This window comes from Pseudomonas abyssi (assembly GCF_002307495.1).
GTDB lineage: Bacteria > Pseudomonadota > Gammaproteobacteria > Pseudomonadales > Pseudomonadaceae > Halopseudomonas > Halopseudomonas abyssi.
In genome coordinates this window covers 1-12,118 of record NZ_NTMR01000027.1, presented here as the reverse complement: position 1 = coordinate 12,118, position 12,118 = coordinate 1, and the positions used below count along the sequence as shown (strand labels likewise).

Here is a 12,118-nt window from a genome sequence, read left to right as displayed (position 1 = left end):
GCCATCTCGCGATGACTTGTTGCTAATGATAGCGGTTATCATTTTTGCGTCAATAGTAAATGGGAATTATTTTTATTTGGTGCGCGACGGAATGAGAACGCCTAGACATTTTCGGCCGCGAAGTGGGACTCGGGAGCGGAGCGTGCCTGTTGCAGGCAAAAAAATGCCCGCTCAATGAGCGGGCAAAAATCCGTGATTAGCCTGATGAGGAGATAACCGTTTGTCTCGCGACAATCTGTTATCAACAGCCATCTCGCGATGACTTGTTGCTAATGATAACGCTTATCATTAGCGGGTCAACCCCTTTGTTGAATTATTTTTCGTTCAGCTGCTTGTAGTGGGTTAGTTCCTTGTTCATCAGGTCAATGCGGCGCGCCATGCTTTCAATCAGGCTATGAGCAATCCGCGGGTTGCTTTGCATCAGCGCGAGAAATTGTTCCTTGGGAATCATCATCACCGTGGTCGGCACGCTGGCGATGACGGTCGCTGAGCGCTTCTCACGGGTGAACAGAGCCATGGCACCGAAGATCTCGTCCTTCTGCACATCGCCCACCTTGATACCTTCAACAAAGGCTTCGGCGTGTCCTTCGGTAATAATGAAAACGTGATCGGCGTCGTCGCCCTGACGGATCAGCTCGGCACCGGGGGCAAAGTGCTGGAAGCCGGTCACCGGACGGACTTCCGGTTGTTTGGTGTGCGCCAGAGCATCCGACATCAGCGCGGCCTGGCCGAGAATGTACTGGGTAAACTGTTCCTGCTTGCGGCTGTCGGAATGGATGTGCTTGAACAGCGCTTCACGGTCATAGGGAATCAGCACCAGCGGCTCTTCACTGAGGTAGGTGCAGGGCGCCGCGTTCAGGCCCTGGCGCAGGCCGATCAGGTCACCTTCCTGGATGTAAAACAGCGGCTTGCCGTCAATCTGGGCGTGCAGCAGGCCACTTTTGAGCAAATACAGGCGAGCGGGGCTGATATGGTTGTAAAGATCGGCCACTGCATCCAGCTCAATGGCGGCGTCGCAGGGTTCGAGATCCTCGAGCAGTTGCTGAGGGATGCTCTGAAGCGTGTTGATCAGCTTCTCGGCGTAAGGTGGCTGGTCGCCTATCAGATACATGGCAGAATTCCTTTTTTTGTAGTCCTGACCTACTGCAGGGTTGGCATGGAGTACCGTCTGCGCCGGTGCGGCAGGTATCGGCTTACATTACCTCAGCGGGGCAGGCTGTCGTCAACATAAAAGCCTGTCTGCAACGCAGGCAAGCGAGTGGCTGCGGCTGTGTGAGCCAGGTCGCTTAATCTCGCCTGCCGGACTGCAGAAGTTGCTCCAGCAGCTTTTGCTTGTAGGCGGGGTCAAGGTCTTTCCAATGGGTGTCCTGGAGTGCGCCGGCGATCGCAAAAAGTAGCGCCTTGGAGGCGTTGAAGCCGCGCGCACGTACGGCGCGGTAAGCCTCGACGGGGCCAAGCTGGCGGAGTTGTTCAGGGGTGTGGATGCCGGTGGCATGCAGCCACTGGCTGGAGGTTTTGCCCAGGTTGCGTAGGCCGAGTAGCTCATCTGGCTCCATGCCGGGCTCCTCCTGATGGCTGCAGGGTGCATGTTGGCAGGTGGGCAGATGGCTGCGCGGGGCCCGTTCGTGCGATCGGGCGCAGGTCTGTGTGCGGCATGGCGTCGGGTCTGCTGTTGTTATTGGTGTCCCGACCACCAGTGTAGTAGGCGCTGCCGTATCCGTACAGCGCCCGTCTGGCGCGGCCTACAGGCGCTTTTTCAGCTGCTCCGACAGGTCGCTCATGGCTGTTTCGCTGGCCGTGTCCACGCGGATGCTGAGGGCGGCCTCATCGGCGTCCAGCGGCTCCATCTCCTGCAGTTGATGGCGCATGACCTCGATACCGGCATCCGAGATGTCTGTGCCGGCTTGCTGGCGCTCGCTCAGCCACTGCTCGATGCTGGCCTGGGGGGCGTCGCAGTGCAGGATCAGGCAGGGCGCGCCCTGATCTTCGATGGCATCGCGCATCAGCTGGCGCTGGGCCTGCTTGAGGTGCGTGGCGTCGACGATCACCGGGTAGCCGTTGGCCAGGGTTTGCGCGGCCAGACAGGCCAGGCGCTGGTAGATTTGTTCGCTGCGCTCGGGTGCATACAGGCCGGAGTCCAGGCTGGGATTGTCGTCGCTGCCGAACAGGCGCTTGCGCTCAACGTCCGAGCGCAGGCGAATGGCGCCCAACTGCTCGACCAGTTTGACCGCCAGCGTGCTCTTGCCGCTGCCGGACACGCCAAAGGTCAGCAGGCCAAAGCGCGGCGCCACCTCGGTGTAGCTTTCGGCCAGTGCCGCGTAACCGTAGTAGCGCTGCATGACGCTGGCGCGCTGTTCGGCGCTCATCTGCTCGTTCAGGCCGAACAGCGCTACCTTGGCGCGTACCATGGCGCGGTAGGCCTTGTAGTAGTTGAGAACAGCGAGGCCCTGATAGTCGCCAGTGTGCTCCAGATAGGCGCTGACAAAGCGGCGGGACAGGGCATGCAGGCCGCGATCTTCCAGGTCCATGCTCATGAAGGCGACGTCGGCCATGACATCGGTCCAGCGGAAGGCGTCGTTGAACTCGATGCAGTCGAACAGGGTCACCTGACCGTCAACCAAGGTGACGTTATCCAGGTAGATATCGCCATGGCATTCGCGGATCAGGCCGGCGGCCTTGCGTTCATTGATTTGGGGAATCAGCCGTTGGTGGGTAGTATTCGCCCACTGTTCCAGGGCGTCGAGCTGTTGCAGGTCGCTTGCGTCGCTCAGAAACGGCCGAATCTGCTCGAAGTTCTGGGTGACCGGGGCATGTACCTGCTGCGGTGTACCGAACGGCGTATTGAGACCGGCATGCTCGATCTGGCCGTGGAAGCGGGCCAGCACGCCGGCCAACTCGTCAATGTGGCCGGCGGTGAGGCCGCCATCGCGCTGCAGGTTGCCGAGCAGGTCCTGCTGGCGGAACTGGCGGGTCTTGACCAGGTATTCGATGGCTGGGCCGTCGCCGCCCAGCACGGGCGCCTCGGCGCTGCCGGTGACAGTGATGACATCCAGGTACAGCTCGGGTGCCAGGCGGCGGTTCAGGCGAACTTCTTCCTGGCAGAAATGCTGGCGCTGTTCCAGCGAGGAATAGTCGAGAAAGCCGAAGTTGACCGGTTTCTTGACCTTGTACACATAGTCGCCGGTCAGCAGCACCCAGGAAATATGGGTTTCGATCAGAGTAAAACCGCTTACCGGGTGGTCATACAGGTCAGGGTTCTGCAGCGCAGTTAACAGGGTCAGGCTCACGACGTTTCCTTGTTTGGTCGGCAATGCGAACATTATGCGGTCTGGCGGGTCACAGGCCAACCGTAGCAGAGGGCCGTGCGTGAGTGCATGCCGGCATCAGAAGGGTAACGACGTGAGGAAACATGGCTAACAAACGCAAGTCGCGGGGCAAGGGAAAGTCCCGTGGTCGCAGTCGCATCTGGGGCTGGCTGCTCAAGCTCGGGCTGGTTGGCCTGGTGCTGGTAGGAGCGCTGGCGGTTTATCTCGACGCTATCGTACAGGAGAAGTTTTCCGGCAAGCGCTGGGCCGTGCCGGCCAAGGTGTTTGCGCGTCCGCTGGAGCTGTACGCCGGCCGCCCTTTGAGCCGCGACGACTTTCTCACCGAGTTGAAGGCGCTGGGCTATCGGCAGAGCAACGCGGCCAACGGGCCAGGGCAGATGGCCGTGGGAGGCAGCCGCATCGACGTCTACACGCGTGGCTTCCAGTTTTTTGAAGGTGCTGAGCGCGCCCAGCGCGTCAGTGTGCGCTTCGACGGCAACCGGGTTGCCAGCATCAGTGGTGCGCAGGACCTGATCATGGCGCGGCTCGAGCCGCTGATGATCGGGGGCATTTACCCCGCGCACAACGAGGACCGTATTCTGATTCGTCTGGATCAGGCTCCTCCTTACCTGGTGGATTCACTGGTGGCAGTGGAAGACCGCGAGTTCTTTCAGCACTTTGGCGTGTCGCCCAAAGGCATCGCCCGCGCGATGTTCGTCAACCTGACCACCGGCAGTTTGCGTCAGGGCGGCAGTACCCTGACCCAGCAGTTGGTGAAGAACTTTTACCTGACGGCTGATCGCAACATTATCCGCAAGGGCCTTGAGGCCATGATGGCGGTGCTGCTGGAGTTGCATTACAGCAAGGAAGAGATTCTCGAGGCCTACCTCAACGAGGTCTTCCTCGGCCAGGACGGCAATCGCGCAGTGCACGGTTTTGGCCTGGCCAGTCAGTATTACTTTGCCCAGCCGCTGCAGGAGCTGCAGCTGCACCAGGTGGCTCTGCTGGTCGGCATGGTCAAGGGCGCTTCCTACTACAACCCGCGTCGCAACCCTGAACGAGCCACCACGCGCCGCAATCTGGTGCTGGATCTGATGGCCGAGCAGGGCATGATCAGCCAGCAAGAGGCCACCGACGCCAAGAACAAGCCGCTGGACGTGACCCAGGGCGGCAGCCTGGCCAACACCAGCTACCCGGCGTTCATGGATCTGGTCAAGCGTCAGCTGCGTGCCGATTACCGCGACGAGGATCTGACCAGCGAAGGGCTGCGGATTTTCACCAGCTTTGACCCATTGCTGCAGCACAAGGCTGAAACCGCAGTGCAGGGTACGCTCAAACGCTTTGGCGAGACCCCGGACAAGAAGCCGCTGGAGGCCGCCATGGTGGTGACGGGCGCGCAGACCGGCGAAGTGCTGGCGGTCGTGGGTGGCGCCAATCCGCGCTTTTCCGGCTTCAACCGCGCGCTGGATGCATCGCGGCCGATTGGCTCGCTGATCAAGCCGGCGATCTACCTGACGGCGCTGGAGAAACCGGAGCGCTACTCGCTGATTACGCCGATTGATGATGACCCGATCACTCTGGAGGCTGAGCCCGGCAAGACCTGGTCGCCGCAGAACTATGATCGTCAAAGCCACGGGCGGGTGCCGCTGTACCTGGCGCTGGCCAAGTCCTATAACCAGGCTGCGGTGCGACTGGGCACGGAAGTGGGCGTTGATAGCGTGCTGAATACGGTACGCCGGCTGGGTGTTGATCATGACTGGCCCGCTTACCCGGCGATGCTGCTGGGCTCGGGTGCGATGACGCCAATGCAGGTTGCTGACATGTACCAGACCATTGCCAATGGCGGCTTCAATACGCCACTGCGCGCCATTCGCAACGTGTTGACGGCGCAGGGCGAACCGCTCAAGCGCTATCCGTTTGAGGTTCGTCAGCGCTTTGATTCGGCGACCATCTACCTGACTCAGCAGGCGATGACCCATGTGATGACCGAGGGGACCGGCCGCTCGGCCTATAACCATGTGTCTTCAAATATTCGCCTGGCCGGCAAGACCGGGACCACCAACGATCTGCGTGACAGCTGGTTCGCCGGCTTCTCGGATGACCTGGTCGCCGTGGCCTGGGTCGGACGTGACGATAACGATCGCACTCGCCTGACCGGCGCTACCGGTGCGTTGCAGGTCTGGAACGGCTTTATGGGCGCAGCGCATCCGCAAAGCCTGGCCGACGTGCCGCCGGCGGAGATTGTCACCGCCTGGGCCGATCCGCTGACCGGCCTTGGCAGCGATCCATCCTGCGAGGGCAGTGTCGAGATCCCGTTCCGGGCTGGCTATGAGCCGCTGCCGGGGCCCGGTTGCAAGCCGGTGATCGACACCGAAGTGATTCGCGACGGCGCCAATCGGGTGCTCGACACCATTCGCGACTGGCTGCGCTGAGGCGCTGCCAGTATGCTGTCGCCTTCGTCGCATAACGGATGAGAGAGGATTGAACAGATGGGCATCAGACAAGTCGCGCTGCTGGGCGCCGTGATCGCCGTGCTGTCGGGTTGCGCAGGCTCCGGCGGCGCGATTCCGGTAGTGGATTCGGGGCGCCCGGTCTCCAATGAGGACATGCGGACCGGTGCCGGACGTGTGGGCACCTCGACACCGCAAGCCCCGGCGACGCAGCAGGACAGCGGCGTGGTGGTCATGGTGCCGGACGGGCAGGGCGGCTCCAGTGCCGTGCAGTCCTACCCGCTGGATAACCAGCCCTCGATTTCCAGTGGTGGCATCACCTCGTCGCCGGCTGTCGGCTCCGGCCCCGGTTCTTCCAGCGGAGCACTGCAGGCCGATGAGCAGCTCGACGGACCGGTGCTGGCCTTGCTGACCACGGCGCGTCAGCAGGAAAGCAATGGTGACCTCAATGGCGCCAACGCCAGCCTGGAGCGCGCCATGCGCATCGCGCCGCGTGAGCCGCAGGTGTTGTACCGTCTGGCGCAGGTACGTTTGAGCCAGGGTGATGCAGCGCAAGCCGAGCAGCTGGCGCGCCGTGGCTTGGCCTATGCCTCGGGCCGTCCGTCTTTGCAGGCCGGTTTGTGGGAGTTGGTCGCGCAGGCACGCGAACAGCAGGGCGATGCGGCGGGTGCCGAGCAGGCGCGCCAGCGGGCACGCGTTTCCTCGTGAGCGGCTCGGCGGCGCTTGCCGCTGCCTTGCAGGACCTTGAAGGCGAGTTGCGCCGGTGGGGGCTATGGTCGTTGGAGTCGCCGTCGGCAGAGCAGCTCGCCAGTCAGCTCCCGTTCTGCGCTGACACCCTTGCCTTTGAGCAGTGGTTGCAGTGGGTGTTTATCCCGCAGGTTAAGCAGTTGCTGGCAGCCGGGGCGCCATTGCCCGGTCCCTGTGCGCTGCGGCCGATGGGGGAGCAGGCCTTTGTGCACCTGGGTCGTCGCCAGGTAGATTTGTGCTGGCGGTGCTGGCGCGCATTGATCGACACGCCAGCACGTTGGTCGATTGACAATGGGGCGCAACGCCCCGTTGATGCTTACTGGCAGTGCTCCTGCAGATCTGCCTGTGCCTTGGCAATCATCGCCTGGCGCTCATCTTCACCAATTCGCTCTACTGTCCCGTCCTCCAGCGTACGACGCAGGCGCGGGTTGTTCTGCATGGTAGTCAGGTTGGCGCGCAGCGCGTCGCACTGCTCGGCCAGCTTAGCCTGCTGCTCCGGCGTCGGCTGCGGGGCCGCTGCTGGCTCAGTTGCCTCGGTCTGCTCCTCGGCAGAGGCGTCGGCGGCGGGCGCGAGGCTGCCGGTTCCGAGCTCCGGGGCCGGCTTGACCTGCAGGCGTTGATACTGGTCTTCGGCAGGCGGCTGCTGGCTGAACTGGGTGACGCCGTTTTCATCCACCCAACGGTACAGCTGGGTGGCCATGGCGCTGGTGCAAACCAGGCTCAGGGCGGCGGAAATGACGATCTTGCGCATGGCGTTTCTTCCTTGTTCTGTCACAGTGAGCGGGCGCGACTCTGAAGTGCGATAACGCGCCTGTGGCACAGGTATATCCCTTGGTAGGGGTTTTCTGCAACTTGGCTTGACTTGTCAGTCTCGAGTGTAAACAATTCGAGGTTCTCATAAACCGCTGCAATCGGTGCTCACCCCGCATCGACGCACGCGGTTTTGTTGCTCATTCCGGGAGACGAAACCCGTCAACGCCCGGCCTGGCACCCGCACGCGCTACCTCGCGCTGGGTGAGGCTACTCCGCAACAGTAGGAGCCGGCCTCCAAGCACGTAGTCAAGCTGATGCAGCACAACCACCGTTGTTCTGCGCTGCCGAGCAGTAAACAGGTACCCTGCTGCCCGCCGCTGGTGGGTGGCAAGCTAGAGGTGATTCTAAAGTGGAGCTTTTATCCGGCGCTGAGATGGTCGTCCGCTCATTGTGTGACGAGGGTGTTAAATATATTTACGGGTATCCGGGCGGTGCCCTTCTGCATATCTACGATGCCATTTTCCGGCAAGACGACGTAGAGCATATTCTGGTCCGTCACGAGCAGGCTGCTGCCCACATGGCAGACGGCTACGCGCGTGCCACCGGCAAGCCGGGTGTGGTGCTGGTGACCTCCGGTCCCGGCGCGACCAATACCGTGACCGGTATTGCGACAGCGTATATGGACTCGATCCCGATGGTCGTGATTTCCGGCCAGGTTGTGAGCAACATGGTCGGCTCCGATGCCTTCCAGGAAACCGACATGGTCGGCGTTTCCCGTCCCATCGTGAAGCACAGCTTTATGGTCAAGGACCCGCGCGAGATTCCCGAGATCATCAAGAAAGCCTTCTATCTGGCGCAGAGCGGCCGTCCGGGTCCGGTTGTGATCGATATTCCCAAGGACATGACCAACCCGGCCGACAAGTTCGAGTACAGCTACCCGAAGAAGGTCAAGCTGCGCTCCTACAACCCGGCTACCCGTGGTCATTCCGGGCAGATCCGCAAAGCGGTAGAGATGCTGCTGGAAGCCAAGCGTCCGGTCATGTACTCCGGTGGTGGCGTCATTCTCGGCGGTGCCTCGCGCCCGCTGACCGAGCTGGCTCGCGCGCTCAATCTGCCTGTGACCAACACCTTGATGGGGCTGGGCGCGTATCCGGGTACCGATCGTCAGTTCGTCGGCATGCTGGGTATGCACGGCAGCTACACCGCCAACCTGACCATGCATCACGCGGACGTGATCCTGGCCGTCGGTGCGCGCTTTGACGACCGCGTCATCAATGGCGACGACGCCAGCAAGTTCTGTCCGAATGCCAAGGTCATCCATATCGATATCGATCCGGCGTCCATTTCCAAGACTGTTAAGGCCGATATTCCGATTGTTGGTCCGGTTGAAAGCGTGCTGACAGACATGCTTGCTATCTATAAGGAGATGGGCGAGAGCCCGGATGCCGATACCCAGGCCTCCTGGTGGAAGCAGATCGACGAATGGCGCGGTGATGGTGACCTGTTCCCTTACGACAAGGGCGACGGCAGCATCATCAAGCCGCAGGCGGTTATCGAGGCGCTGTGGGAAGTGACAGGTGGCGACGCCTTCATTACCTCCGACGTTGGGCAGCACCAGATGTTTGCAGCTCAGTACTACCGCTTCGACAAGCCCAATCGCTGGATCAACTCCGGCGGCCTGGGCACCATGGGCTTCGGTTTTCCGGCGGCCATGGGCGTACAGCAGAACTTCCCGGACGCAACGGTTGCCTGTGTCACCGGTGAAGGCAGTATTCAGATGAACATTCAGGAGCTTTCTACCTGCCTGCAGTACGACATGCCGGTGAAGATCGTCAACCTGAATAACGGTGCGCTGGGCATGGTTCGCCAATGGCAGGACATGCAGTACAACAGCCGCTACTCGCACTCCTACATGGAGTCGCTGCCGGACTTCGTCAAGCTGGCCGAGGCCTATGGTCATGTCGGTATCCGTATCACCGATCCCAAGGAACTCAAGAGCAAGATGGCCGAAGCCTTTGCGATGAAGGATCGCCTGGTGTTCCTCGATATCGCGGTGGATACCAGCGAGCACGTATACCCGATGCAGATTCGTGGTGGTGCGATGCGAGATATGTGGCTGAGCAAAACGGAGCGCACCTGACATGAGACATATCATTTCCGTTCTTCTGGAAAACGAACCGGGCGCGTTGTCTCGGGTGGTTGGGCTGTTCTCGCAGCGCAATTACAATATCGAGACCCTGACAGTGGCACCGACCGAGGATCCGACATTGTCGCGTCTGACGCTTACCACGGTTGGTCAGGATGAGGTGATCGAACAGATCACCAAAAACCTCAACAAGCTGATTGAGGTAGTCAAACTGGTCAATCTGTCTGAGGGCGCTCACATCGAGCGCGAGCTGATGCTGATCAAGGTCAAGGCCACTGGCGCCCAGCGCGCAGAGGTCAAGCGCACTACCGACATCTTCCGCGGGCAGATCGTGGATGTATCGGCAAGCGTCTATACCGTGCAGCTGACTGGCACCAGCGACAAGCTGAACAGCTTCATAGAGGCCGTTGGGCCGACCTCGGTGCTCGAAGTGGTACGTACCGGTGTGTCGGGCATTGCCCGCGGTGAAAAGGTTTTGAGTATCTAAACTAATTGGTCGCGGGCCAGGCGGTCCGCACAAGTAAGCAGGGGAACTTCATGCAAGTCTATTACGATAAAGATTGTGATCTGAGCATCATCCAGGGCAAGAAGGTTGCCATCATCGGTTACGGTTCGCAGGGCCATGCCCACGCCTGCAACCTGAAAGATTCCGGTGTAGACGTGACTGTCGGTCTGCGTCCTGGTTCCAGCTCCATCGCCAAGGCCGAAGCACACGGCCTGAAAGTCAGCGATGTACCGGCCGCTGTAGCAGCTGCCGACGTGGTCATGATCCTGACCCCGGACGAGTTCCAGTCTCAACTGTACAAGGGTGAGATCGAGCCGAACCTGAAGCAGGGCGCTACGCTGGCCTTTGCGCACGGTTTCGCCATCCACTACAACCAGATCGTGCCGCGCGCCGATCTGGACGTCATCATGATCGCTCCCAAGGCGCCGGGCCACACTGTGCGCTCCGAGTTCGTCAAGGGCGGCGGTATCCCCGACCTGATCGCGATCTTCCAGGACGCGTCCGGCAATGCCAAGAACGTTGCCCTGTCCTACGCCAGCGGCGTGGGCGGCGGTCGTACCGGCATCATCGAAACCACCTTCAAGGATGAGACTGAAACCGACCTGTTCGGCGAGCAGGCTGTTCTGTGTGGTGGTGCGGTTGAACTGGTCAAGGCCGGCTTCGAAACCCTGACCGAAGCAGGTTATGCGCCGGAAATGGCTTACTTCGAGTGTCTGCACGAGCTGAAGCTGATCGTCGACCTGATGTACGAAGGCGGCATCGCCAACATGAACTACTCCATCTCCAACAACGCCGAGTATGGTGAGTACGTGACTGGCCCGGAAGTCATCAACGATGAGTCCCGTGCAGCTATGCGCAATGCCCTCAAGCGCATCCAGAGCGGTGAATACGCCAAGATGTTTATCGCTGAAGGCGCACACAACTACCCGTCCATGACCGCTGCCCGTCGTAACAACGCCGCGCACCCGATCGAGCAGGTAGGTGAGAAGCTGCGTGGCATGATGCCGTGGATTGCTTCCAACAAGATCGTCGACAAGTCCAAGAACTGAGTCGATTGAGCTTGAAGAAAACGCGGCTTCCAGCCGCGTTTTTTTATGCCTCGAGGTTGAGCTGGCTGGTCATTTGCCCGCCAACTTGCCACACTGTCGGGCCCGGCATTGTTGCAAGGTAACCCTATGACAGAGCATCAGAATACCCCGAAGGACACCGACGCAGAGGGCGCACATACCCTGCTGCCGATTGACGAGCACGTCGAGGAAGTGCCCGGGCCGGATGGCAACAAGGTCCGCCACAAAGGCATCTACCTGCTGCCCAACCTGTTTACCACGGCGGCGCTGTTTTCCGGCTTCTACGCCATTGTCAGTGCAATGGATGGCAACTTTACCCATGCGGCGGTCGCCATTTTCATTGCCATGGTGCTTGATGGCCTGGATGGTCGCGTCGCGCGCCTGACCAATACCCAGAGCGCATTCGGCGCCGAGTACGACTCGTTGTCGGATATGGTCGCTTTCGGCATTGCGCCGGCGGTTGTCGTGTTCAGCTGGGCGTTGACCGATCTGGGCAAGGTCGGTTGGGTGTTCGCTTTTATCTACGTCGCGGGTGCCGCTCTCAGGCTAGCGCGCTTCAATACGCATATTGGTGATGACGATAAGCGCTACTTTACCGGCTTGCCGAGTCCGTCTGGTGCCGGTCTGGTTGCTGGCATGGTCTGGTCGCTCGCGGACTTTGGTATCGATGGCGGCAATATCGCGCTGCTGGTTGGCATTCTCACTGCGCTGGGTGGCCTGCTGATGGTCAGCAACGTACGTTATTACAGCTTTAAGGACCTGGACTTCAAAGGGCGCGTGCCGTTCTTCGCCATTCTGGTTGTGGTGCTGGTGTTTGCGGTGATCTCGTCGGACCCCTCGCGGATCCTCTGGGCCATCTTTGTCTGCTACACGCTGTCCGGGCCGTTGCTTGCCCTGTGGCGGCGGCGTAAAAGCCCGGCTGCAGCCGAGTAAATTCGGTGCGGGTAATAAATCTGCAAGAAAAGGCTTGACGCGTCCGCTGAGGTCTCTATAATTCGCGCTCTCGCAGGGCAGGACGCTCATTCGAAAGCGCTTATTAATCAATAAGTTAGCTTGAAAATAAGGCTTGACAGTCCAGCGAAACGGCGTAGAATGCGCCACCTTGGAACGGTGCTTCGAAAGAGCCCGAATCGAGTGAGATGAGA

At 60.5% G+C, this 12,118-nt stretch carries 10 protein-coding genes and 1 pseudogene; 7 read left to right on the top strand and 4 right to left on the bottom strand.

The window, feature by feature from the left end; genetic code table 11:
• Positions 1-313: 313 nt before the first annotated feature.
• From CNQ84_RS17180 to CNQ84_RS17170, 3 genes are all read right to left on the bottom strand, one after another.
• Positions 314-1,111, bottom strand: a complete 798-nt coding sequence (locus CNQ84_RS17180; protein WP_096006064.1) for a cyclic nucleotide-binding domain-containing protein — start codon at positions 1,109-1,111, stop codon at positions 314-316.
• A gap of 175 nt (positions 1,112-1,286) precedes the next feature.
• Positions 1,287-1,556 carry a TfoX/Sxy family protein gene (locus CNQ84_RS17175; RefSeq protein WP_096006063.1) on the bottom strand — a complete coding sequence of 90 codons (270 nt, stop codon included), beginning with the start codon at positions 1,554-1,556 and terminating at the stop codon, positions 1,287-1,289.
• 186 nt (positions 1,557-1,742) lie between these two features.
• The gene (locus CNQ84_RS17170) at positions 1,743-3,287 is read right to left on the bottom strand and encodes a bifunctional aminoglycoside phosphotransferase/ATP-binding protein (RefSeq protein WP_096006062.1); all 1,545 of its coding nucleotides are present in this window, start codon (positions 3,285-3,287) and stop codon (positions 1,743-1,745) included.
• Positions 3,288-3,409: 122 nt separating this feature from the next.
• On the opposite strand from CNQ84_RS17170, the gene mrcB reads away from it, so the two are divergent.
• The 3 genes and pseudogenes from mrcB to CNQ84_RS20845 form a co-directional block, all read left to right on the top strand.
• Positions 3,410-5,737, top strand: a complete 2,328-nt coding sequence (gene mrcB, locus CNQ84_RS17165; RefSeq protein ID WP_096006061.1) for a penicillin-binding protein 1B — start codon at positions 3,410-3,412, stop codon at positions 5,735-5,737.
• Between the two features lie 57 nt (positions 5,738-5,794).
• On the top strand, positions 5,795-6,463 hold the full coding sequence (locus CNQ84_RS17160; RefSeq protein ID WP_096006060.1) for a tetratricopeptide repeat protein: 669 nt from the start codon (positions 5,795-5,797) through the stop codon (positions 6,461-6,463).
• Positions 6,376-6,711 (top strand): annotated as a pseudogene (locus tag CNQ84_RS20845) (YqcC family protein); the annotation flags it as partial. The gene CNQ84_RS17160 and the pseudogene CNQ84_RS20845, both read left to right, overlap by 88 nt.
• Before the next feature lie 107 nt (positions 6,712-6,818).
• Here CNQ84_RS20845 and CNQ84_RS20840 read toward each other — a convergent pair.
• Entirely contained in the window at positions 6,819-7,253 is a 435-nt protein-coding gene (locus tag CNQ84_RS20840; RefSeq protein WP_096006059.1) for a DUF4124 domain-containing protein, read from the bottom strand.
• Between the two features lie 411 nt (positions 7,254-7,664).
• On the opposite strand from CNQ84_RS20840, the gene CNQ84_RS17145 reads away from it, so the two are divergent.
• The 4 genes from CNQ84_RS17145 (at position 7,665) to pssA (ending at position 11,906) form a co-directional block, all read left to right on the top strand.
• Positions 7,665-9,395 carry an acetolactate synthase 3 large subunit gene (locus CNQ84_RS17145; RefSeq protein ID WP_096006058.1) on the top strand — a complete coding sequence of 577 codons (1,731 nt, stop codon included), beginning with the start codon at positions 7,665-7,667 and terminating at the stop codon, positions 9,393-9,395.
• Between the two features lies 1 nt (position 9,396).
• On the top strand, positions 9,397-9,888 hold the full coding sequence (ilvN, locus tag CNQ84_RS17140) for an acetolactate synthase small subunit (RefSeq protein ID WP_096006057.1): 492 nt from the start codon (positions 9,397-9,399) through the stop codon (positions 9,886-9,888).
• Between the two features lie 5 nt (positions 9,889-9,893).
• Entirely contained in the window at positions 9,894-10,955 is a 1,062-nt protein-coding gene (gene ilvC, locus CNQ84_RS17135; RefSeq protein ID WP_268877919.1) for a ketol-acid reductoisomerase, read from the top strand.
• A gap of 126 nt (positions 10,956-11,081) precedes the next feature.
• Positions 11,082-11,906: a CDP-diacylglycerol--serine O-phosphatidyltransferase gene (gene pssA, locus CNQ84_RS17130; protein ID WP_083726749.1), complete on the top strand. Its 825-nt coding sequence runs from the start codon at positions 11,082-11,084 to the stop codon at positions 11,904-11,906.
• The last annotated feature ends 212 nt before the right edge of the window (positions 11,907-12,118 follow it).

Coding starts and splice junctions, on each gene's coding strand:
- CNQ84_RS20840 (WP_096006059.1), bottom strand. CDS start 7,253: ATGCGCAAGATCGTCATTTCCGCCGCCCTGAGCCTGGTTTGCACCAGC.
- pssA (WP_083726749.1), top strand. CDS start 11,082: ATGACAGAGCATCAGAATACCCCGAAGGACACCGACGCAGAGGGCGCA.
- CNQ84_RS17180 (WP_096006064.1), bottom strand. CDS start 1,111: ATGTATCTGATAGGCGACCAGCCACCTTACGCCGAGAAGCTGATCAAC.
- mrcB (WP_096006061.1), top strand. CDS start 3,410: ATGGCTAACAAACGCAAGTCGCGGGGCAAGGGAAAGTCCCGTGGTCGC.
- CNQ84_RS17160 (WP_096006060.1), top strand. CDS start 5,795: ATGGGCATCAGACAAGTCGCGCTGCTGGGCGCCGTGATCGCCGTGCTG.
- ilvN (WP_096006057.1), top strand. CDS start 9,397: ATGAGACATATCATTTCCGTTCTTCTGGAAAACGAACCGGGCGCGTTG.
- CNQ84_RS17175 (WP_096006063.1), bottom strand. CDS start 1,556: ATGGAGCCAGATGAGCTACTCGGCCTACGCAACCTGGGCAAAACCTCC.